18 protein-coding genes are annotated in these 20,888 nt (G+C 70.6%); 11 read left to right on the top strand and 7 right to left on the bottom strand.

Going from position 1 to position 20,888, the window contains the following annotated elements:
* The first annotated feature begins 58 nt into the window (after positions 1-58).
* Positions 59-3,097, top strand: a complete 3,039-nt coding sequence (locus AMYNI_RS0129725; protein ID WP_026361108.1) for a helix-turn-helix transcriptional regulator — start codon at positions 59-61, stop codon at positions 3,095-3,097.
* Positions 3,098-3,143: 46 nt separating this feature from the next.
* On the opposite strand, the gene AMYNI_RS0129730 is transcribed toward AMYNI_RS0129725, so the two are convergent.
* Positions 3,144-4,757 carry a succinic semialdehyde dehydrogenase gene (locus AMYNI_RS0129730; protein WP_020671738.1) on the bottom strand — a complete coding sequence of 538 codons (1,614 nt, stop codon included), beginning with the start codon at positions 4,755-4,757 and terminating at the stop codon, positions 3,144-3,146.
* Positions 4,758-4,896: 139 nt separating this feature from the next.
* Here AMYNI_RS0129730 and AMYNI_RS0129735 point away from each other — a divergent pair, with 139 nt between their 5' ends.
* Complete coding sequence (locus AMYNI_RS0129735; protein WP_026361109.1) at positions 4,897-5,301, top strand: VOC family protein; 405 nt, start codon at positions 4,897-4,899, stop codon at positions 5,299-5,301.
* Between the two features lie 136 nt (positions 5,302-5,437).
* On the opposite strand, the gene AMYNI_RS0129740 is transcribed toward AMYNI_RS0129735, so the two are convergent.
* Positions 5,438-6,046: a TetR/AcrR family transcriptional regulator gene (locus tag AMYNI_RS0129740; protein ID WP_020671740.1), complete on the bottom strand. Its 609-nt coding sequence runs from the start codon at positions 6,044-6,046 to the stop codon at positions 5,438-5,440.
* Between the two features lie 119 nt (positions 6,047-6,165).
* Between AMYNI_RS0129740 and AMYNI_RS0129745 the strand changes: the two genes are divergently transcribed.
* From AMYNI_RS0129745 to AMYNI_RS0129775, 7 genes are all read left to right on the top strand, one after another.
* Positions 6,166-7,317, top strand: a complete 1,152-nt coding sequence (locus tag AMYNI_RS0129745) for an acyl-CoA dehydrogenase family protein (RefSeq protein ID WP_020671741.1) — start codon at positions 6,166-6,168, stop codon at positions 7,315-7,317.
* A gap of 49 nt (positions 7,318-7,366) precedes the next feature.
* Positions 7,367-8,509 carry a CaiB/BaiF CoA transferase family protein gene (locus AMYNI_RS0129750; protein WP_020671742.1) on the top strand — a complete coding sequence of 381 codons (1,143 nt, stop codon included), beginning with the start codon at positions 7,367-7,369 and terminating at the stop codon, positions 8,507-8,509.
* Between the two features lie 216 nt (positions 8,510-8,725).
* Positions 8,726-8,893, top strand: coding sequence for a hypothetical protein (locus AMYNI_RS49665; protein WP_020671743.1), 168 nt, complete (start codon positions 8,726-8,728; stop codon positions 8,891-8,893).
* A 320-nt stretch (positions 8,894-9,213) separates the two neighbouring features.
* Positions 9,214-9,696, top strand: a complete 483-nt coding sequence (locus tag AMYNI_RS0129760; RefSeq protein WP_020671744.1) for a hypothetical protein — start codon at positions 9,214-9,216, stop codon at positions 9,694-9,696.
* A 130-nt stretch (positions 9,697-9,826) separates the two neighbouring features.
* A complete protein-coding gene (locus AMYNI_RS0129765) occupies positions 9,827-10,750 on the top strand; it encodes a lytic transglycosylase domain-containing protein (protein WP_020671745.1) in 924 nt (307 codons plus the stop codon).
* A gap of 54 nt (positions 10,751-10,804) precedes the next feature.
* Positions 10,805-11,203, top strand: a complete 399-nt coding sequence (locus tag AMYNI_RS0129770; protein ID WP_026361110.1) for a hypothetical protein — start codon at positions 10,805-10,807, stop codon at positions 11,201-11,203.
* A 22-nt stretch (positions 11,204-11,225) separates the two neighbouring features.
* A complete protein-coding gene (locus AMYNI_RS0129775) occupies positions 11,226-11,576 on the top strand; it encodes a DUF3817 domain-containing protein (protein ID WP_020671747.1) in 351 nt (116 codons plus the stop codon).
* 6 nt (positions 11,577-11,582) lie between these two features.
* Here AMYNI_RS0129775 and AMYNI_RS0129780 read toward each other — a convergent pair whose 3' ends face one another.
* The 5 genes from AMYNI_RS0129780 to AMYNI_RS0129800 are packed head-to-tail and all read right to left on the bottom strand — an operon-like array spanning position 11,583 to position 16,017.
* Positions 11,583-12,437, bottom strand: a complete 855-nt coding sequence (locus AMYNI_RS0129780; protein ID WP_020671748.1) for a spermidine synthase — start codon at positions 12,435-12,437, stop codon at positions 11,583-11,585.
* 4 nt (positions 12,438-12,441) lie between these two features.
* Positions 12,442-12,822: an adenosylmethionine decarboxylase gene (gene speD, locus AMYNI_RS0129785; RefSeq protein WP_020671749.1), complete on the bottom strand. Its 381-nt coding sequence runs from the start codon at positions 12,820-12,822 to the stop codon at positions 12,442-12,444.
* Positions 12,812-13,984: a type III PLP-dependent enzyme gene (locus AMYNI_RS0129790; RefSeq protein WP_020671750.1), complete on the bottom strand. Its 1,173-nt coding sequence runs from the start codon at positions 13,982-13,984 to the stop codon at positions 12,812-12,814. Before AMYNI_RS0129790 ends, speD begins: the two co-directional genes overlap by 11 nt.
* A 12-nt stretch (positions 13,985-13,996) precedes the next feature.
* Complete coding sequence (locus AMYNI_RS0129795; RefSeq protein WP_020671751.1) at positions 13,997-15,589, bottom strand: solute symporter family protein; 1,593 nt, start codon at positions 15,587-15,589, stop codon at positions 13,997-13,999.
* Positions 15,586-16,017 carry a DUF485 domain-containing protein gene (locus AMYNI_RS0129800; RefSeq protein WP_020671752.1) on the bottom strand — a complete coding sequence of 144 codons (432 nt, stop codon included), beginning with the start codon at positions 16,015-16,017 and terminating at the stop codon, positions 15,586-15,588. Before AMYNI_RS0129800 ends, AMYNI_RS0129795 begins: the two co-directional genes overlap by 4 nt.
* Before the next feature lie 879 nt (positions 16,018-16,896).
* Between AMYNI_RS0129800 and AMYNI_RS0129805 the strand changes: the two genes are divergently transcribed.
* Both AMYNI_RS0129805 and AMYNI_RS0129810 read left to right on the top strand, forming a co-directional pair.
* Complete coding sequence (locus tag AMYNI_RS0129805) at positions 16,897-20,415, top strand: sensor histidine kinase (protein WP_020671753.1); 3,519 nt, start codon at positions 16,897-16,899, stop codon at positions 20,413-20,415.
* Positions 20,412-20,885: a roadblock/LC7 domain-containing protein gene (locus tag AMYNI_RS0129810; RefSeq protein ID WP_020671754.1), complete on the top strand. Its 474-nt coding sequence runs from the start codon at positions 20,412-20,414 to the stop codon at positions 20,883-20,885. The genes AMYNI_RS0129805 and AMYNI_RS0129810 overlap by 4 nt, the downstream gene beginning before the upstream one ends.
* The last annotated feature ends 3 nt before the right edge of the window (positions 20,886-20,888 follow it).

Raw genomic sequence — 20,888 nt, forward strand, 5'->3', positions numbered from 1 at the left:
AGTGACCATGGACGGGCGCCGGAAAAGCCTGACGGGAATGTCGGTGGGGTAGGGAACAATGCTCATCGTGCCCCGTCTTGGTTCCGGAATCCCGTTGGTCGCGCGTGCCGAAGAGCTGCGCAGGCTGCGGGCCGCGTTCGCCGAAGCCGAACGAGGCGAGGCGGGCGCGGTGCTGCTGGCCGGCGACGCCGGGGTCGGCAAGACCCGTCTGCTCAGCGAACTCGGTGCGTACGCGGGCGAGCTGGGTGCGCTGGTACTGGTCGGCCGTTGCCTCGACGTGCGGGAGGGCGGCCTGCCCTACCTGCCGTTCGCCGAGGCGCTGGGCCCGCTGGCCGGCGCGCCGGACGAGCAGATCGCCGGCGCCGTGCACGGCCGGCCCGCACTCGGCAGGCTGCTGCCCCAGGTCGGTTTCGCCCCGGCTCCGGCCGCCGAGCACGCCGGGGTCACCTCCACCGAGCACGACCCGGGGCGCCGGCTGCGCACCGAGTACGACCTCGGCCAGCTCCAGCTGTTCGACGCGGTGCTCGGCGTGCTCACCGAGATCGCCGAGCACCGTCCGGTGGTGCTGGTGGTGGAGGACCTGCACTGGGCGGACGGTTCCACCCGGAACCTGCTGTCCTTCCTGCTGTCCCGGCTGCGCGCCCAGCGGCTGCTGATCGTGGCCAGCTACCGGGAGGAGGACGTGCACCGGCGGCATCCGCTGCGCGCCCTGCTGGCGGAGCTGGTGCGGCTGGCCACGGTCCGCCGGTTCGAGCTGCGGCCGTTCGGCGACGCCGAGGCGCGCAGGTTCGTCGAGGCGCTCGCGGACGGTCCGGTCACCCAGGAGTTCATCGACAGCATCGTCGAACGCTCGGAGGGCAACCCGTTCTTCGCCGAAGAGCTGCTGGCGTCCGCTTCGGACTGCCAGGACCTGCCCGCCGGGCTGGCCGAGGTGCTGCTGGCCAGGCTGGAGAAGCTTTCGCCGGATACCCGCCGCGCCTTGCGGATCGCGTCGGTGGCCAACGGCTCGGTGTCGCACGCGGTGCTCACCGAGGTCTCCGGCCTCGGCGAGCTGGAGCTGGACGAGGCGCTGCGGGAGGCCGTGCAGCACCACGTGCTGGTGATCGAAAAGGGCTGTTACACGTTCCGGCACGCGCTGCTGCAGGAAGCCGTGTACGGCGACCTGCTGCCGGGCGAGCGCACCCGCACCCACGCGGTCTACGCGGCGAGGCTGCTCGCCCAGCCGGCCGGCCGCGGCCGGGACGCGCAGCTGGCGCACCACAGCCTGGAGAGCAGGGACCTGAGCACGGCGCTGGCCGCTCTGCTGCGCGCGGCCAAGGAGGCGGAGAAGCTCGGCGCCCCCGGCTCGGCGCTGCGGCACATCGAGCACGCGCTGGAGATCTGGGACGCAGTGCCGGTGGCGGGCCGCCCGGACGGGGTGGACGAGCTGAAGCTGCTGGGGGAGGCCTCGTACTTCGCGGGCACGTCCGGCGAGCCGGAGCGGGCTGTCGCCTACGCGCGTTCCGCGGTGCAGCAACTGGACGACAGCGTCGACGTGGACCGCGCGGCCAAGGCGTGGCGCCGGCTCGCCGAGGCACTGGGCGCGCAGGAGGGGCCGATCGAAGGCCCGCTGGCGGCGATCGGCGAGGCGTGGGACCTGGTCGCCGATGCCGAGCCGAGCGCGGTACGGGCCTGGGTGCTGGCCACCAGGGCGATGATCCTGCGTGCCGCGGGCAGGCGGGAGGACTCGTTCTGGAGCGCGCAGACCGCGGTCGCCGATGCCCGTGCGGCGGGTACCGGCGGCGCCGAGGCGTCCGCGCTGGTCACCCTCGGCACGCTGGCCGACAACGCCGGCGACGTCGGCGAGGCGCGGGACCGGCTGCGGCAGGCCGAGCGCAAGGCCAGGGACGCCGGGGCGCTGAACGTCGAACTGCGGGCGATGTACTTCCTCGCGCTCAGCTACGACGAGCAGGCGGAGCTGCCGGAGGCCATCGAGCTGTACCGGCGGGGCATCGAGCGGGCCGAGGAGTCCGGGTTGAACTGGAGCTCGTTCGGTCTCGAGGTGCGCGCCAGGCATCTCGGCCTGCGCTACGTCAGCGGGGACTGGCCGGAGCGCTCCGCCGCGGGCAGCAGCCCGGGGCGCGGGGTCTCCAGCGCGGTCGCGGCCAGGATGGCCGCCGCCTGGGTGGCGATCGTGGTCGGCCGCGGCCAGTTCGCGACCGCGGAGAAGATCGTCGTCGGGCTCCGTCCACAGTGGCGGACCGACGTGCAGATCCCGATCAGCGGCGGCGCCGCGGCGATCGAGCTGGCGCATTGGCGCGGCGACTTCGCCGAGGGCGTGCGGCAGGCGCACGAGGCCATCGGCCGGCTGGCCGAGTTCGAGCCGCTGCTGCTCGGCGGCCTGCGACTCGGCGCGCTCGGCATCGCCGCCGCGTCCGCTCAGGCCGCGCACGCCAGGGCACGGGGTGACGCCGAAACCGCGGCGGCCGCGGTGCGCGACGGAGAGGCGCTGCTCGCGCACGTCCGCGACTGCGCCGAGCACGGCCGCCCGCGTGGCGGCACGATGGGGCCGGAGGGCAGGGCCTGGCTGGCCAGGGCCGAAGCCGCGGCCAGCGGACTGTCCGGGGCCGCGGACGCGGTGGCATGGGCCGCGGCGGTGGCCGCCTTCGACTACGGCGCCGTCTACGAGCAGGCGATCTGCCGCTGGCACTACGCGGAGGCGATGCTGGCCGGTGACCAGCCCGATCAGGCCGCGATCACCGACCAGCTGGCCGAGGTGCACCGGGTGGCGGAGCGGTTGTGCGCCGCGCCGCTGCTGGACGCGGTGCGCGATCTCGCGCAGCGGGCCAGGCTCGACCTGCCCGGCGTGGCGCAGGCACCGCGGCGTGACGTGCTGGACCCGCTGACCGACCGGGAGCGCGCGGTGCTGGAGCGGGTCGCGCTCGGCCGCACCAACCGGCAGGTCGGCGCCGAGCTCTACATCAGCGAGAAGACGGTCAGCGTGCACCTGTCCAGGGTGATGGCGAAGCTCGGCGCCGCGCGGCGGGCGGAGGCGGTTGCCATCGCCTACGACCGGGGCCTGCTCAGCAAACCCGCGGACGCGACGAGCCCAACGTGACGTTCGGCCCATAGAACGAGCCAAACGTCACGTTGGGCGTGTTCGGTCAGCGGCCGGGGAGGCGGCGGAGCACCCGCATGCTGGCCGTCATGCTCTTCGTCCACAGCTTCGGCGGCAGGCCGCGCATCGGGCGCAGCTTGAGTCCACGTTGGACCGCGATGGACTGGGATTCGGTGTACTTCAGCAGCCCTTCGGGGCCGTTGCGGCGGCCGACGCCGGACTCCTTCATCCCGCCCATCGGTACCGCGACGCTGCCGAAGGTCGCGGCGTAGCCTTCGTTCACGTTGACCGTGCCGGCCTTCAGCCTGGCGGCGACCGCCCAGCCGGCGGCGCCGTCGCGGGACCAGACGCTCGCGTTCAGCCCGAACGAGGTGTCGTTGGCCCGGTCGACGGCGTCATCGAGATCGGTGTAGCCGTAGATCGCCACCACCGGCCCGAAAGTCTCCTCCGCGAACAGCCGGACGTCCTCGGTCACCCCGGTGAGCACGGTCGGCTCGTAGAACAGCGGCCCGACGTCCGGCCTGGCGCGGCCGCCGGTCAGCACCGTGACGCCCTTGGCCCTGGCGTCCTCCACGTGGGCGGACACCGACTCCAGCTGGTCGGCGGAGGTCAGCGACCCCATGTCCGCGCCGTAGTCCAATGTGGACCCCAGTCGGAGTGCTTCGGTCTTGGCCACGAACGCGCGGGCGAACTCCTCGCGAATGCTCTCGTGCACGTAGATCCGCTCGACCGAGACGCACAGCTGGCCCGCCGAGGAGAAGCAGGCGGTGACCGCTCCGGTGGCCGCCTTGGCCACGTTCGCGTCCGGCAGCACCACCATCGGATTCTTGCCGCCGAGCTCCAGCGAATAGCCGGTGAGCCGGGTCGAGACCTGGCCCGCCAGCTTCTTGCCGACCGGCGTGGACCCGGTGAAGCACAGGTAGTCGGATTCCTCGACCATCGCGTCGCCGATCTTGGAACCGCGGCCGAGCACGATCTGCCACACCCCGGCGGGCAGCCCGGCCTCCTCGGCCAGCTCGTGCAGCCACAGCGCGGACAGCGCGGTCTGGTTGTCCGCCTTCTGCACCACGGTGTTGCCGGCCACCAGCGCCGGGAACACGTCCATCGCGGTGAGCGCGAGCGGGTAGTTCCACGGCGAGATGATGCCGACCACGCCCTTGGGGTGGCGCAGCTCGCCCGCCTTGGTCAGCACCGGGATCAACCCGGCCGACCGCTTCGCGCCGAGGATCTTCGCGCTGTGCTTGCCGTAGTAGGCCGCCACCAGCGCGCTCGAGCAGACCTCGTCGAAGGCGTCCATCCTGGCCTTGCCCGCTTCCAGCTGCACCAGGTCGAGCACCTCGTCCTGGCGTTCGAGCAGCAGGTCGTGCAGCCGGATCAGCACGCGCTGGCGATCCGCGATCGGCGTGGCCGCCCAGGCCCGCTGGGCCTCGCGAGCGTTCGCGAACGCCCGCCTGGCGTCCGCGTCGGTGGCCTGCGGCAGGGTGGCGTTGACCAGCCCGGTGAACGGGGCGGTCATCTCCACCGGGGCGGAGTCCTTGCCGCCGGAGGCTCGCCGGACGAGCTGAGCCGCCCTGGCGGCCGACGGCGCGCCGACGACTCCGCCGATGGTCGTCGGCGTGCTGGTGTATTGACCTGGGTTGGCCGGCGTGGTGCTGGTCATGGGTCTCCATCCGTGCTGCCGCGGCTTCGTTACCGACGAGTAATAGCATACCGCCGGTACGGCCTACCTCCAAGGAACATGAATCATTCTCAGGTTTTGCCGTTTGGCTGGAAACCGGTCGCGGGTTTAGCTTTTCGGCATGCGAGTACCCACGACGCCCAGTGTCTCCCCTTTTCTCTTCTGCGCGGACGTGCCGGCCAGCCAGGACTTCCTGGTCCGGTCCTTCGGGATGGAGCGCGGCGAGCTGACCAGCGGGCCGGACGGGACGGCGGTCGCGGCCAGCGTGCGGCTCGGCGACAACACGGTCTTCCTGGCCAGGCCGCATCCCGGCCAGATGGAGCCGGCTTCGGCCGTCGGCAAGCTGCACTCACTGGTGATGGTCTACCTCGCGACCCCAGCCGAGGTGGACCAGATGTTCGACCAGGCGAAGGCAGCCGGCGCCACCATCGACTACGAGCCGCGCGACATGCCTTACGGTCAGCGCGAGTTCGGCGCGCGCGACGCCGACGGCAACCTCTGGTCGTTCGCCGCCCTGCTCGGCTGATTGCGGACCAGCGTCCAAAACTGACAGAATCCGAAACGTTTTCGTAAGTAAACGTCACGCGGAAGCAGTGCGGCCCTCTACTCAGGTGCGGTGGGCCGACCTGCGTGAGGGCCAGGTCGGCCCATCTCTCATCCGGTCAGTCCCCGGCGTAGAGCCTGGTGGCGATGCGTTTCCACTCTTCGAGCAGCTGTTTGCGCCTGGCAGGGTCCCCGCCGAGTTCGGCGTCCAGCGCGAGGCCGCGGGTGAGGTTCACGGTCAGCCAGAACAGCGTCTCGGCGCGTTCCTTCGGCAGCTCGCCCGCCACCGTGGTGACGTGCTCCAGGGTGGCCCGGCCGAGGGCGCGGTCCACCGGCCGGATGGCCGCCCGGAGTTCGGGATCCGTCCTGGCGGCGACCCACAGCTCGGTCACCGCGGTGGACAGCGTGCCCGAGTAGCCCTCCCAGAGCAGGTCGATCGCGGCCGACACCCCGGATGCGCCACCTGGCAGTTCGGCGAGGGAAGTGGCGAGCTGGCCGCGCAGCTTGTTGGTCAGGTGCTCCACGGCGGCCGCCATCAGCTCGGCCTTGGCGGAGAAGTGGTGCTGCACCGCGCCTTTGGACACCCCGGCGCGGCCGCAGATCTCCTGGACCGAGGTTCGTGCGTAGCCGAGCTCGACGAGGCAGTCGATGGTCGCGTCCAGCAACGCGGTCCGGGTCTGCGCCCGCCGCTCCGCCTGGGTGCGATGCCCTCGTGTTGTCTCGGTCACAACGACCTCCGGGCCGATCGGTCTTTACCTGCAATCCGGTACGGATGTACATTCCCATGAGAACTTACATCCTGCCTGGCATGTAATCCAGTAGCTCTTGGTGACCGGAAGGACCCGCTGTGCCGCTGCAAATCCAGAAGAGCTCGTGGATGGACTCGGACCTGGAGGACTTCCGCGAGCTGGCGAAGACGTTCTGCCAGAAGGAACTCGTGCCCAACCAGGAGCGGTGGGCGCAGAACAAGCAGGTGGACCGCGAGCTGTGGACGAAGTCCGGCGAGGTCGGGCTGCTCGCGCTGTCCATCCCGGAGGAGTACGGCGGCGGTGGCGGCAACTTCGCGCACGAGACGGTGCTCCTCGAGGAGCAGGCCAGGGCCGGGGACAGCGCCTGGGGCGTCTCGGTGCACAACGGGATCGTCGCGCACTACCTGCTCGAGTACGCCTCGGAGGACAAGAAGAAGGAGTGGCTGCCCAAGTTCGCCAGCGGCGAGTTCGTCGGCGCGGTCGCGATGACCGAGCCGGGCACCGGTTCGGACCTCCAGGGCATCAAGACCCGCGCGGTCCGCGAAGGCGACGAGTACGTGATCAACGGCGCCAAGACGTTCATCACCAACGGGGCGCACGCCGACCTGGTGGTGGTCGCGGTCAAAACCGACCCGGACGCCGGCGCGCAGGGCGTCTCGCTGATCGCGGTGGAGACCACGACCCCCGGGTTCCGCCGCGGCCGGGTGCTGGACAAGGTCGGACTGAAGGGCCAGGACACCGCCGAGCTGTTCTTCGACGACGTGCGGGTGCCCGCCGGAAACCTGCTGGGGGAGCAGGAAGGGCTGGGCTTCATCCAGCTCATGCAGCAGTTGCCGCAGGAGCGGCTGATCATCGCGGTGTCCGCGGTGGCCGGGATGGAGGCGGCGATCGACCAGACCATCGCCTACACCAAGGACCGCACCGCCTTCGGCAGGCCGGTCTTCAACTTCCAGAACACCAAGTTCAAGCTCGCCGAGGCGGCCACCGAGGCGGCCGTGTCCAGGGCCTTCCTGGACCAGTGCATCGAGCGGCACCTGCGCGGCGAGCTGGACGTGCAGGGCGCGGCGATGGCCAAGCTGTGGACCACCGAGCGGGTCAACAAGGTGGTGGACGACTGTCTCCAGCTTTTCGGCGGCTACGGCTACATGAACGAGTACCCGATCGCGCGGGCGTGGGCCGACATTCGCATCTCGCGAATTTTCGGTGGTACCAGCGAAATCATGAAGGAGATCATTTCGCGGACGCTGTGAACGGGCGGACTGTCACGGCCGGTCGCGGGGTAATCGGAGGGAAATGCAAATGAAGGCTGGGCCACTGAGCGGGCTCAAGGTCATCGAGCTGGCCGGGCTGGCGCCCGCGCCGTTCGCCTGCACCATGCTCGCCGACCTCGGCGCCGACGTGATCAGGGTGGACCGGGCGACCCCCGGCGCGGACGTGCTGGGGTTCCCCAACGACCCGCTGATGCGCGGCCGCCGCACGATCGGGGTGAACACGAAGTCCCCCGAGGGCGTGGAGCTGGTGCTCAAGCTGGCCGAGAAGGCGGACGTGCTGATCGAGGGGTTCCGGCCGGGGGTCGCCGAGCGGATCGGGCTCGGCCCGGCCGACGTGCACGCCCGCAACCCGCGGCTGGTGTACGGCCGGATGACCGGCTGGGGCCAGGACGGCCCGCTGGCGCCAGCCGCCGGGCACGACATCAACTACATCGGCCTTGCCGGCGCGCTGGAGCCGATCGGCCGGGCCGGTGAGCGGCCGGTGCCGCCGCTGAACCTGGTCGGCGACTTCGGCGGCGGTGGCCTGCTGCTCGCGATGGGCGTGCTGGCCGCGCTGTACGAGCGCACGTCCTCGAGCCGGGGCCAGGTGGTGGACGCGTCGATGCTGGAGGGTGCGGCGCTGCTCACCACCAGCCTGCACGGCCTGCGCGCGGCGGGCGTGTGGGCCGGTGAGCGCGGCGAGAACATGCTCGACGGCGGTGCGCCCTTCTACGACACCTACGAGACCTCCGACGGCAAGTACGTCGCGGTCGGCGCGATCGAGATGCGGTTCTGGGCCGATCTGGTCAAGGTGCTCGGTCTGGACGCCGAGGAGCTGCCGTTCCACCTGAACAAGGAGGAGTGGCCGGAGCTGCGGAAGATACTGGCCGAGGCGATCGGCAAGCACACCCGCGACGAGCTGGTCGCGCGCGCGGAGGGCACGGACGCCTGTCTCACCCCGGTGCTCAGCCCGTGGGAGGCGGCCGCGCATCCGCACAACCAGGCCCGCGAGACGTTCGTCGAGGTCGGCGGGGTCGTGCAGCCCGCGCCGGCGCCGAGGTTCGACCGCACGCCGGCGGCCACGCCGTCCGCTCCGCACGAGAAGGGCGCGGACACGGCCGACGTGCTGCTCGAACTGGGACTGGACGACGCCGAGATCGACAAACTTCGAGGAGCGGGCGCGGTGAACTAGCGGGCGTGTTCGCCGCGTGTCCGGCTGGACGTCGGCCGGCTGTCTTCTAGAGTGAAGGCAGCCCGTGGTGGACACGGGCGGTCACTGGGTGAACCCATCCGTGTGATTGCCTGTTCGAGAGAGCTTGCACCGGGGCAGGATGTCTTTAGCTGTTGTGGCAGCTGCCGCGGACTCGCGGTACGTGCGGGTGCCCGAGAGACCGGATCGGATGGAGCCATGTCGCCGAACCTGAAGAAGATCCTCGTTGTCGGTTTGGTCGCGCTGATTCTGTTCTTCCTGATTTCTCAGCCAACCCAGTCGGCGGACGCCGTGCACAACGTGCTGGGCTGGCTCAAGGATGGCGCCGACGCGATCGTCACGTTCGTGAGAAGTTTGTTCTCCTGACCCCAAGCTGACGCTTACCGGCACCACCTGCGTGGTGCCGGGCGAAAGTATGTGCGCTTCGGGCTCTGATTACGGAAAGTCACATCACGCCGAGTTCGTTGTACTCACTCCACCATCCGGGTGGATTGCCGCGATTAACCTGCTGGTCGTCGAATTCATCGGGCCAAGGGTCTGGCGGAGGAGCGCGAGTCGGCCCTACGGTGCTCACATTGCGTGACCGCCTGGTGCTGGCAATGCGGGCCAGGAAATACAGGTCGATCGCTCGATCAATCAGGGCTCATCAGTCATGAACTTCGTTATCGGGGCACGAGGAGGCAGGGATGACCGGAGATCCCGGAGTGGACGCGTTGATCCGGCAGTGGGCCGCGGAGCGCGAGCAGACCGCGGAAGAGCGTGAGGTGGACCGGATCGCCTCCGCGTGGCTCGCCGACGCACCACAGGCCGCACCGGGCATCCCCGGGCAGCGCGCACGGTCCGGCGCCAGCGGCTGGGCGCCGGTGGACTCCGCGGACCCCGGCTACCTGGACGCGATGCGCAGCAGGCTGCCCGAAGTGCCCGACGAGCTGCTCACCGCGGCCGCCGGCTGGTGGCAGATGATCGGCGACGTGGCCGAGGCCGAGAAGTGGTGGGACGCCGGGATCAGCCCGCTGGACCAGCGTGCGCTGGACTACCGCGCGGCCGGTCTGGCGCCGACGGACCTGAGCAGGCGGCTCGGTCCGATGACCGTGCTGCAGCACCTGCGCCGGGGCAGCGCGCCGGCGTGGTGCGTGGCCAGGCTCTCCCGGCAGCAGCGCGCCAGCTGATCGTTTCCGGCCCGTTCCGGTCCTAAGGGGCGGGACCGGTGTGCCGATGGCCCGCGGTGCCCGGCCGTAACGCTAACCTGCGCGGCGTCGTTAGGTTTTTGGACGCTCGTCACGCTGGAGGCTTTGGTTCGTGGTCAGCACGCAGGATAGTGCGGAGGAGGCGCCGGCGGCGCGCCCCGCGGGCGAGCCAGGGCCGGTTCGCCGCCGGAGCGGGGCTGGGGCCACCGCGACCACCCTGGCGCTCGGCAGGCTCGCCATGGTGGCCGTCGTGCTGGCGGTGGCCGGCGGCGGTGTCTGGCTGGTGACCAGGGCGAGCACCCCGGAGGCCGGTCCGACCACCACCGAGATCCCCGCCCTGCAGGTGCAGGCGGCCCAGGTGCAGCCGGGTTCGGCGGTGCCGGTGAACGCCACCCCGGCCGGCGACCCGGCCGCGCAGCAGACCGCTCCCCAGCAGTCGCCGGGACGAACCGGGCAGGACCTGCTCGCCGAGTGGGCCGGCCGGACCTCGACGGCGGTGGGCATCCCGGCCAGGGCGCTGGTCGCCTACGGCAACGCCGAACTGGCGATCCGCTCTGCCCAGCCGAAGTGCAAGCTCTCCTGGGCGACGCTGGCCGGGATCGGCCGGATCGAGTCCAACCACGGCCAGTACGGCGGAGCCACCCTCGGCGCGGACGGGCGCCCGTCGAAGCCGATCATCGGGGTGCCGCTGGACGGTTCGCCGGGGGTGAAGGCCATCGGGGACACCGACGGCGGCCGGTTCGACGGCGATGCGACGCACGACCGAGCGGTCGGTCCGATGCAGTTCATCCCCGGCACCTGGGCGAAGTACAACTCCGACGGCAACGGAGACGGCCTCGGCGACCCGCAGCAGATCGACGACGCCGCGGTCGGTGCCGCGCGGTACCTGTGCGTCGGCGGCCGTGACATGGCCAGCGCGCAGGGCTGGTGGGCCGGGATCATGTCGTACAACAACTCGGTCGAGTACGCGCAGAAGGTGTTCGGCCTCGCCGACGGCTACGCCAAGGCGGCTCAGGCGGTCAAGGTCCAGGGCTGAAGCTTCTGGTTGCCTTCTGATTCCGCCGCCGACGCGGAGTGCTAGCGTCGAAACGTGGCAGCACGCTCGCAAACTTCCCGACGGCTCGCGATGGTGGCCGTCTGTTTGCTCAGCCTGGTGCTCTGCTGCGGCCTCGCCTGGTGGCAGTGGGAGCGGTTCTCCTCGGCCAGCGGCACCTTCCAGAACCTCGGTTACGTACTGCAGTGGCCGCTGTTCGGACTGTTCCCGGCCTTCATGTTCTGGCGTTTCCGCCGGTTGCGGGCACAGGCCGCCGAGCAGGACGAGGTCTCGTCGAGCGGGCGGACCGAATGGGGGCACCGGCCAGCGGACGTGCCGCCGCCGAGACCGGCACCGTCGCCGCAGCCCGTACAGGCGGCGCCGGAGGACGACGAGCTCGCGGCGTACAACCGCTACCTCGCCGAGCTGAACGCCGCCGACCGGCAGGACCGATGAACATTCGTGCAGAAAGGCCAGCATGAGCACGCGAACCGAGGACGTGAAGCCGGCCGGTCCGGCACCGGCGCTGAGTGGGTCACTGCTGCGGTTCCGGGTGGCCGCCTACGTGACCGGTGTCGGACTGCTCGGGCTCTGCTTCGTGATGGTGCTGAGCTACGGCTTCGACAACCCCGGGCCGTCCGCGGTGTACTCGCCCATCCACGGCGTGCTGTACATGATCTACCTGGTGGTCACCATCGACCTGGCGATCAAGGCACGCTGGGCGATCAAGAAGACCGTGCTGGTGCTGCTGGCGGGCTGTGTGCCGCTGGTGTCCTTCGCCGTCGAGCGGTGGGTCACCGCCAAAGTCAGGGCCGGCCAGAAGCTCTGAGCTGGGTTACGCGCGCAGCGAGCGCGGCGGGACGGTGCCGCCGGCGAGCGCGGCTTCGTCCATAGTGGACGGCCGGTAGGCCGCGTTCGGCAGCCGCTCGGTCATCCAGCGCACCGGCTCGCCGAGCCGGTCGGCGCGACCGGACAGGAAAGCCCACTCGTGCTCGTCCGAGCCGTAGTAGACGACGGTGCCGAAGAGCTCCTGGAAGCGCTGGTACGCCTTGCGCAGGGTGTCGTTGCGCCACATCGTCGGGCAGCCGGCCTGGCAGGCGACCACCCCGCCCTCGGCCAGCACCTCGGCGCAGCGGAGCAGGAACTCCTTTTCGTAGAGCCGGTTGTGCTGCGCTTCGGCGTCCTCGTTCTCGTCCGGCAGATCGATCACCACGATGTCGTAGCGCTGCTCGCCCGACACCGCCTCGGCCAGGAAGTCCCAGCCGTCGCGGTAGTGCACGCGCACCTTGCCGGTCCCGCTTTCCGCCGCTTCGAGCTCGGCCGGGGTGTAGCCGTAGGGCAGGTGCCGCGCGCATTCGCGGACCGCCGTGCGGTCGATGTCCACGTGGTCCACCAACTCGGCACCGCCGGCGACGGCGAGCTGGCTGAGCACCCCTTCGCTCGACCCGATGATCAGCACGCTGCGCACCCGCTCGGCGAGCAGCATCGCGGGCACCAGCAGCGCTTCGTGGTAGACCAGCTGGGTCGCCTCGGCGCTCTGCCTTTCGTTGTCGCAGAACAGCGAGATGCCGTGCGCGGTGCGCCCGATCAGCAGCTGCTGGAAGCCGGTGCTCGCTTCGAGCAGGACCTCGTCCAGCTGCCAGAGCCTGGACAGGCCCTCGCCGAGCGGTTCCACGATCTGCCTCGTCATGTGCTCAGCCTCCCCGTTTGATGGTGGACATCCGGACCGAGCCGGTGCCGAGCGCATCGGCCAGCAGCCGCACGGCGTGCTCGGGGTCGGCGCGTTCGCCGCAGGTGAACACGTCCACGAAGACCGCGCCGATCTCCGGGTAGGTGTGCACCGAAGCGTGCGACTCGGCCAGCATGGCCAGCACCGTGACGCCCTGGGGCTGGAACTGCTGGGACACCAGTTCGCACACGGTTGCGCCGGACTCGGTCAGCGCGGTGGACAACGCCGCGCGGAGGAAGTCCGGGTCGTCGAGCAGCGCCGGGTCGATCCCGTCGAACTCGGCCAGCACGTGGCGGCCGGCGAAGACCCCGACCTCGGGCCGGCGGCGGGCGGGTTCAGTGCGCATCGACGGGTTCCCCACCGGCCAGGCAGTAGGTCTTCAAGGGTTCGATGCCGTTGAAGCAGATCGACGAGTAACTGGTGGTGTACGCGCCGGTGTCCGGGATGTCGAGCAGGTCGCCCGCGCGCAGCGCCAGCGGCAGTGCGTAGGGCGTGTGTTGGTAGAGCACGTCGTCACCATCGCACGTCGGTCCCGCGATGATCACCGGCCCGTGTTCCCCGCCACGGTCGCCGACCGGCTCGAAGCGGTACCGGATCGCCTCGTTCTCGGTCTCCGCCAGCCCGTTGTAGCGGCCGGCGTCGAGGTAGACCCAGCGCCTCGGGTCGTCGGACGCCCGGCCGGCGACCAGGATCACCTCGGTGCGCAGCAGTCCCGCACCGGCGACCAGGATCCGGCCCGGCTCCAGCAGCAGTTCGGGCACGCCGGCCGGGAAGTGCGCGCGGAGCGAGTTCCGGACGGCGGCGGCATAGTCCGCCAGCGCGGGCGCCGGTTCGGCGTAGGGCACCCCGAAGCCGCCGCCGATGTTCAGCCGCCGCAGGGCGATGCCGTCCGCGGCGAGCTCGGCGAACACCTTGGCGGAGGCCGAGATGCCGTGCTCCCATGCGACCGGGTCGAGCTGCTGGGAACCGACGTGGAAGCTCAGCCCGGCCGGGTCCAGCCCGCGCGCGGCCGCCCGCCGGAGCAGCTCCACCGCCACCGGCGGCTCGCAGCCGAACTTGCGCCCGAACGGGGTGGCCGAGGAAGGCCCGTCGAGCAGCAGGCGGACGCTCACCGAGGCGCCGGGCGCGAAGCAGGCCAGGTTGTCCACGTCGCCCTCGGCGTCGGAGACGAACTCCCGGACGCCCCGCGCGTAGGCGTGCGCGATGTCGGCCGGCTTCTTGATCGTGTTGCCGTAGGACAGCGCCTCCGGCCGCGCGCCGGCAGCCAGGCAGAGGTCCGTTTCGGCGGGCCCGGCCACGTCGAAACCGCCACCGGCGGCCAGCACGGCGGCCACCACGGCGGGCTCCGGGTTGGCCTTGACCGCGTAGCGCAGCCCGGCGTCCGGGAACTCGGCGGTGAGCTCGCGGACCCGGCTGCTCACCGCGTCCGTGTCGACGACGAGGCACGGCGTCGGCGGCGCGTGCTCGGTGAGGAACCGTTCGATCCTGTTCCGGGTGTCTGTTCGCACCCCTTCAGCTTGTCAAGAGCCGATCCCGGTCAGCGAACGGACCTCCATCTCGGCGTGCTTGCGCGGGTCGGCCTTGTCCTTGCTGAGCACGGTGCCGAGGTAGCCGCAGAGGAAGGAGAACGGGATGGACACCAGGCCGGGATTCTTCAGCGGGAACCAGTGGAAGTCGACCGCGGAGAAGATCGAATCGGGCGAACCGGACACCACCGGGGAGAAGAACACCAGCAGCAGGCAGGCGCCCAGCCCGCCGTAGATCCCCCACAGCGTGCCCGCGGTGTTGAACCGCTTCCAGAACAGCGAGTAGAGCAGGGTGGACAGGTTCGCCGACGCCGCCACCGCGAAGGCCAGCGCGACCAGGAACGCGATGTTCTGCCCGTTGGCCAGGATGCCGCCGACGATGGCCAGCACGCCGATCGCCACCGCGGTCAGCCTGGCGACCCTGACCTCGTCGGCGGGCGCGGCCTTGCCCTTCTTGAAGATGTTCGCGTACACGTCGTGCGCGAAGGACGCGGACGCGGTGATGGTCAGGCCGGCCACGACGGCGAGAATGGTGGCGAACGCGACCGCGGAGATGATGCCGAGCAGCAGCGTGCCCCCGATGTGCAGGGCGAGCAGCGGCGCCGCGGAGTTCTCCCCGCCCGGCGCGCTCTTGATCTCGTCCGCGCCGACCAGCGCGGCCGCGCCGAAGCCGATGACCAGGGTGCACAGGTAGAAGACGAACATGCACGCGGTCGCCCACACCACCGAACGGCGCGCTTCCCGGGAGTTCGGCACCGTGTAGAAGCGCATCAGCACATGCGGGAGCGCGGCCGCGCCGAGTACCAGTGCCACGGCCAGCGAGACGAAATCGAGCTTGCTGGTGTCGTTCGCGCCGTAAAGCCCGCCCGGTTCGAGCAACTTGTCGCCCATCGGGCTTTTTTCGGTGGCCGCGGAAAGCAGGTTCGAGAAGCTGAAACCGAACTTGCCGAAGAGGAAAACGGTCATCAGCACGGCGCACAGGATCAGGATGGTGGCCTTGATGATCTGGACCCATGTGGTCCCCTTCATCCCGCCGACCAGCACGTACAGCACCATGACCAGGCCGACCCCGCCGATCACCAGCGCCTGCCCGAAACCGCCGTGCACGTTCAGCAGCAGCGCGATCAGCCCGCCGGCCCCCGCCATCTGGGCGAGCATGTAGAAGAAGGAGATCACCAGGGTGGAGGTGGCCGACGCGGCGCGCACCCGGCGTTTGCGCATCCGGTAGCTGAGCACGTCGCCCATGGTGAACCGGCCGGTGTTGCGGATGAGTTCGGCGATCAGCAGCAGATCGACCAGCCAGGCGACCAGAAAGCCGATCGAATAGAGGAAACCGTCGTAGCCGTGGATCGCGATAGCCCCGGCGATACCGAGGAACGAGGCCGCGGAAAGGAAGTCCCCGGAGAGCGCGATTCCGTTCTGGCGCCCGGTGAACGCGCTTCCCGCGGCGTAGTAGTCGGTGGTCGACTTGCTCCGGCTGCTGACCCGGTAGACCACGAACAGCGTGATCACCACGAACAGGCCGAACACCAGGGTGTTGACCAGTGGGTCGCTGTTCGTCGTGGCGGCGGCGAGATTTCCGGTCATTTGCTGTCGGCTCCCGCCTGCTTGCGAATTTCGGCGACCTCGGGGTCGATCCGCCGCCGGGCGAACCGGAGGTACGCCGCGGTGATTCCGATGGTGCTCAGGAACTGCAGAACGCCGAGCACGATCCCGGCATTGACCTCGCCGAACACCTTGGTGCTCATGAAGTCGTGCGCGTAGGCGGCGAGCAGTACGTAGACCATGTACCAGGCGAAGAACAGCAGGCTCATCGGGAAGATGAACCGGCGCAGCCTGCTTCGCATCGCCACGAACCGCTCGCTGCGCTGAATGTCCACATAGTCCGGACCGGTGGCGGCCCTGCCCGGTGGCGGCGCTTCGGAGGTGACACCGGCGGCTCCGAAGAGGACGGGCAGCTGCCCGGTGTCCTCCACGGCGTTCCTGGCCGCGGTCGTCTGCGCCACGTTCTGCATGGATGCCTCCACAAGACCTTCGGGGCGCACATCGTAACTACGGGGAGGGCGCGGGGGAAAAGCGGCCGAAGCCGGACCCGCGCGCGGCGGCTCCGGACCGTCCCGCGCACGTATTCCGAACGGTCAAGGCCTTTTCTTCGAACGCTCACTCGTAATAGTGAGCGAGAATGTGACTGAACGTCGATTATGGTGGCCGGTAATGCGGCAACCGGCGGACCGCGTGCCGGGGCCGCCTCGGTGGGCCACTACTCTATGTGGCCACTTGGGGTGGCGACCGCCTGCTCGGGGGTCGCCCGCTGGGTGGGTCGTGTCGCTGCCCGTCATCCGGTGAAAAACCGCTGGCCAGCGCAGGTATTAAGGGAGAAACCGGCGAAGATCCGAAGCGGCGGGCGGAAATGCCACAACATCGGGCGCATATTTCCGTTGTAATCGGGCGGTGACAGCACGGTCGGTAGGTCTGCCACGGGCACAGTCGGTCACGCCTGGGCTATGTGGGTGACTGTGGTGGCAGTCGAGCCGGTCATCTCGGTCACGGAAATCCACGCTTCGGCCCCCGCCGTGCGAAACCGCTCGCCGCCTGCTCACCGGAAAGTGTATTTGTGCTGGTCACTGCGGGTAAGCCGAGTCGAATTGACGATCCTGCGATTGATGTAAGATTCTTTGGCCGCACCGACCCCCTCAGCGAAAGTCCGGCGACCTTGTCTCGAAGCCTGTGCACATCGCATGATGCGACGGGCCGCGTCCGGACGGGACGGTCGGCGCGGCCACGAGGGCGAGGGCAGTGCTGATACAGATGATGCAGATGACTAGAGCCCGGACTGAAGACGCCGACGTGCTGGACAGGGAGTCACTTTCGTGACCGTTGCAGGAGAAGGCCAGGTGCCTGTCGGACAGCTGCTCGGCCAGGAACCACCGCGACCGTCCCGGTGGCGGGCGATCCTGCGGTGGCGGGACTGGAGCATCCCGGTCAAGCTCGCCGCGGTGACGCTGGTGCCGATCGTCATCGCGCTGGTGCTCGGCGCCACCACCATCGCCAACCAGGTGGACCGCTCGGACAGCTACCAGCGGATCGACCGGCTGGTGCTGCTCAGCGACCAGACCCGCGCGGTGCTGGACGGTCTGCAGGCCGAGCGCACCCGCACCGCCGACCTGCTGACGCAGGGCACCGTGGGGGTGCCCCCGGAACTGGCGCAGGCGCGGGCCGCCGTGGACACCGCCATGCCGCCGATGAGCGCCGCCGCGCGCCGGGCCATCGAACTCGACGGCAGCATCGCCGGCGCCGAGAAGGAGGCCGCGGACCAGCTCGACCGGATCGGCGGCCTGCGGGAACAGGTCGGCATCGGACAGCTCGACCCGGTGCAGGCCATCACCGAGTACTCCGCCATCACCTCCGCGCTGCTCAAGCTGGACACCTCGCTGGTGGCCGGGATCAGCGACGACGCGATCGGCGGCACCCCGAGCGCGCTGCACGACCTCCAGGTGGCCAAGGACGAGCTGACCCTCGGCCAGGCGATGGTCGGTTACGGGATCTCCCGCGGCACGCTCACCCCGAGCGACCTCAACCAGCTCCGCACCGCCGAGATCCGGCTGAACGACCGGCTCGCCGACTTCCGCGCCGCGGCAACCCAGGCGCAGCGGCAGGACTTCGACAGCACCGTGGCCGGCCCCAACTTCGACGTCCGGGAGCGGCTGATCAAGACCGTCCTCGGGGAGCAGGGCAGCGAAGCGAAGGACCCGGTCAAGGGCGTCTCGGCGCAGCAGTGGACGGACAGCTCGAACGCGGTCACCGGCCGGATCGGCGAGGTGGGCGGCAGGCTCGCCGAGCAGATCCGCGCCGCCTCCGCCCAGCTGGTGGAGAACTCCAGCAGCGGCGCCGGGCTGCTGGCCGTGCTGTTGTTCGCCGCGCTCGTGCTCGCCGCGGCGGTGGTCTTCCTGATCACCAGGCAGCTGCTGCGCTCGCTGCGCGTGCTGCGGGCCAGCGCGCTGGACGTGGCGGACCGCCAGCTACCGGCCGCGGTGCAGAACATCCAGGAGGGCAGGGCGCAGGGCACCGGGGTGCAGCCGGTGCCGATCCACTCCGACGACGAGATCGGCGAGGTGGCCAGGGCCTTCGACGCGGTGCACAGCCAGGCCCTGCGGCTCGCGGTGGAACAGGCCGCGATGCGCACCGGGTACAGCAGTGTGTTCGTCAACCTGTCGCGGCGCAGCCAGAGCCTGGTGCAGCGGCAGCTGCAGATGATCGAGCGCCTGGAACGGGACGAGGAGGACGCCGACCAGCTGTCCACCCTGTTCCAGCTGGACCACCTCGCCACCAGGATGCGGCGCAACAACGAGAACCTGCTGGTGCTCTCCGGGGACGAGCCGGGCCGCCGCTCCGGCCAGCCGGTCAGCACCACCGACGTGCTGCGCGCCGCGGTGTCGGAGATCGAGCAGTACCAGCGGGTTGTCGTGCAGCCGCCGCCGTCCGCGCGCATCGTCGGCTACGGCTCCAGCGACCTGATGCGGCTGCTGGCCGAGCTGCTGGACAACGCGACCGCGTTCTCCGCCCCGGAGACGCAGGTGACCGTGGCAACCAGGATCACCGAGCAGGGCACGCTGCAGGTGGACATCCTGGACAAGGGCATCGGGATGAACGAGGCCGAGGTGGCCGAGGCGAACGCGCGGCTCACCGAGTCCGGCTCGATCGACATGGCCACCTCCCGCCGGATGGGCCTGTTCGTGGTCGGCCGGCTGGCCAGCCGGCACGGCATCGGGGTCTCGCTGCACGGCGGCAAGGACATCGCCGGGGTGCGTGCGACCGTGATCGTGCCGCGTGAGCTGGTGATGGATGTGCAGGCACCGGGCCCGCAGCGGCCGGATCCCACGGCGACCCCAGCGACTCCGGCGTCCCCCGCGCCGTCCGTGCCTCAGCCGGGTCAGGCGCCCGGTTCGCTGCCGCGCCGTCAGCGTCCGGCCAACGGTGCGAGCCGGTCCGGGGTGCTGCCCGGGCTGACCGGTGGCGGGGTGCCGTCGCCTTCGCAGGGCACGCCGCTGGAGCGGCGCCCATCGGACGGGCCGCGCCCGGTGAACGGTTTCGGCGGCCAGGAGCAGGCCCGCCCGCCCGCCGACCGGGAGATCTCCGGTACGGCGCTGTTCAGCCCGATCACCGACGAGCCGCCGTCGGCGTCCCCGCTCGACGCAGGTTCGGCCGGGGGCCCGCCGCCCACCATGCCGCCCACCATGCCGCCGACGTTGCCGGAACCCGCGCCGGAGCCCGAACCACCGGCCGCTCCCGAGGTCTCGCCCGCGCAGGCGGTGTCGGAATCGGACGCGGAGCTGCCCAGCGGCAAGGAGCTGTTCGAAGCGAACAGCACCACGCTCAGCGACTGGTGGAGCGAGGCCGCCACCACCGAGCCCACCGGTGAGTCCGCGGCGGTGCCCGCGCTCGCGATGGGGCCGGAGAACACGCCGATCTTCGACGAGATGGTGTCGGCCTGGTTCCGCAGCCCGGACGCGGCCGGCGCCCAGCCCGAAAGCCCCGAAGCCGCGGATGAGGCCGATACCGCGGACTCCGCCGAGTCGTCCGCACCTACCGAGTCTTCGGCGTCTGCAGGGGCTGCCAAGGCGGCGAAGGCCACCGAGAAGGCAGAACCTGCCGACCCGACGACGGGAACGAAGGCCGGTGACTGGGACTTCGCCAGCGACGAGAGCTGGCGGACCGTGCAGGCGGTGTCGCAGACCGAGCCGTCCAGCTTCACCGAGGCCGGACTGCCCCGGCGCCAGCGCGGTGAGCAGCTGCTGCCCGGCAGCGCGGCCTCGGCTCCGCAACCGGCGTCCGCGGACGGTTCCCCCCGCCCGGAGCTGCCGGTGCGCGACCCGGCCGACATCCGGGGCAGGCTGAGCAGCTTCCAGCAGGGAGTGCACCGCGGCAGGCTGGCCAGGGAGACGGCCGGCTCCCCGGAGGCGGCTGCGTCTCCGGAACCGGCTGCTTCCCCGGAACCCGCCGCGGCCCCGGAACCCGCCGCCGAGTCGGTGTCACCGGTACCGCCGGTGCCCACCGGTCCGCCGCCGAGCGAACAGCGCGTCAGCGGCGAGATCCCGCAGTCCGACTCGCCGTCCGATAACGAGGTGACCGCCGCCTGGTCCTTCGCCTCGGACGAGAACTGGCGGACCGTGCAGACGGTCGGCCGGTCGGCCCCGTCGGCCTACACCACCGCGGGCCTACCGCGGCGGCGGCGGGGTGAACAGCTGATGCCGGGCAGTGCCGCGCCGCCGGTCACCCCGGCCGCCCCCAGATCCGAGCGCGACGCACATGATGTGCGCGGACGGTTGAGTAGTTTCCAGCAGGGGATCCGGCGTGGGCGGCACCAGGCCGCGCAGCCGGCTGAGGGAAACACCGAGAAGATGGAGGGTGAATGACCTCGTCGAATGTGCCGAGTTCAGCGCCGAGTTCAGCTCAGCCCCAGCAGAACCAGTTCGGCTGGCTGGTCAACGACTTCGCCGAGCGGGTGCCCGGAGTCGCGCACGCGGTGGTCGTGTCCGCGGACGGGCTGCTGCTGACCGCATCGAGCAGACTGCCGCTGGACCGGGCCGACCAGCTCGCAGCGGTCGCCTCCGGCCTGGTGAGCCTCACGCAGGGCGCCGCGCGCTGCTTCGAGGCCGGTGCGGTGAACGAGACCGTGGTGGAGATGGAGCTCGGCATCATGGTGCTGATGTCCATCAGCGACGGCTCCTGCCTTGCCGTGCTCGCCGCACCGAACTGCGACATCGGGCAGGTCGCGTACGAGATGACCATGCTGGTCGACCGGGTCGGCCAGATTCTCACCCCGGAGCTGCGAGCACAGCTGCAGGGTGCCGGCGGCTCGCTTATCGGCGAACCGGTGGGATGATGC

The organism is Amycolatopsis nigrescens CSC17Ta-90 (assembly GCF_000384315.1).
Lineage (GTDB): Bacteria > Actinomycetota > Actinomycetes > Mycobacteriales > Pseudonocardiaceae > Amycolatopsis > Amycolatopsis nigrescens.

Bases quoted from the DNA above. Each gene is read 5' to 3' on its own strand.
- AMYNI_RS0129725 (WP_026361108.1), top strand. From the start codon at position 59: ATGCTCATCGTGCCCCGTCTTGGTTCCGGAATCCCGTTGGTCGCGCGT.
- AMYNI_RS0129730 (WP_020671738.1), bottom strand. From the start codon at position 4,757: ATGACCAGCACCACGCCGGCCAACCCAGGTCAATACACCAGCACGCCG.
- AMYNI_RS0129735 (WP_026361109.1), top strand. From the start codon at position 4,897: ATGCGAGTACCCACGACGCCCAGTGTCTCCCCTTTTCTCTTCTGCGCG.
- AMYNI_RS0129750 (WP_020671742.1), top strand. From the start codon at position 7,367: ATGAAGGCTGGGCCACTGAGCGGGCTCAAGGTCATCGAGCTGGCCGGG.
- AMYNI_RS49665 (WP_020671743.1), top strand. From the start codon at position 8,726: ATGTCGCCGAACCTGAAGAAGATCCTCGTTGTCGGTTTGGTCGCGCTG.
- AMYNI_RS0129760 (WP_020671744.1), top strand. From the start codon at position 9,214: ATGACCGGAGATCCCGGAGTGGACGCGTTGATCCGGCAGTGGGCCGCG.
- AMYNI_RS0129775 (WP_020671747.1), top strand. From the start codon at position 11,226: ATGAGCACGCGAACCGAGGACGTGAAGCCGGCCGGTCCGGCACCGGCG.
- AMYNI_RS0129780 (WP_020671748.1), bottom strand. From the start codon at position 12,437: ATGACGAGGCAGATCGTGGAACCGCTCGGCGAGGGCCTGTCCAGGCTC.
- speD (WP_020671749.1), bottom strand. From the start codon at position 12,822: ATGCGCACTGAACCCGCCCGCCGCCGGCCCGAGGTCGGGGTCTTCGCC.
- AMYNI_RS0129795 (WP_020671751.1), bottom strand. From the start codon at position 15,589: ATGACCGGAAATCTCGCCGCCGCCACGACGAACAGCGACCCACTGGTC.
- AMYNI_RS0129800 (WP_020671752.1), bottom strand. From the start codon at position 16,017: ATGCAGAACGTGGCGCAGACGACCGCGGCCAGGAACGCCGTGGAGGAC.
- AMYNI_RS0129810 (WP_020671754.1), top strand. From the start codon at position 20,412: ATGACCTCGTCGAATGTGCCGAGTTCAGCGCCGAGTTCAGCTCAGCCC.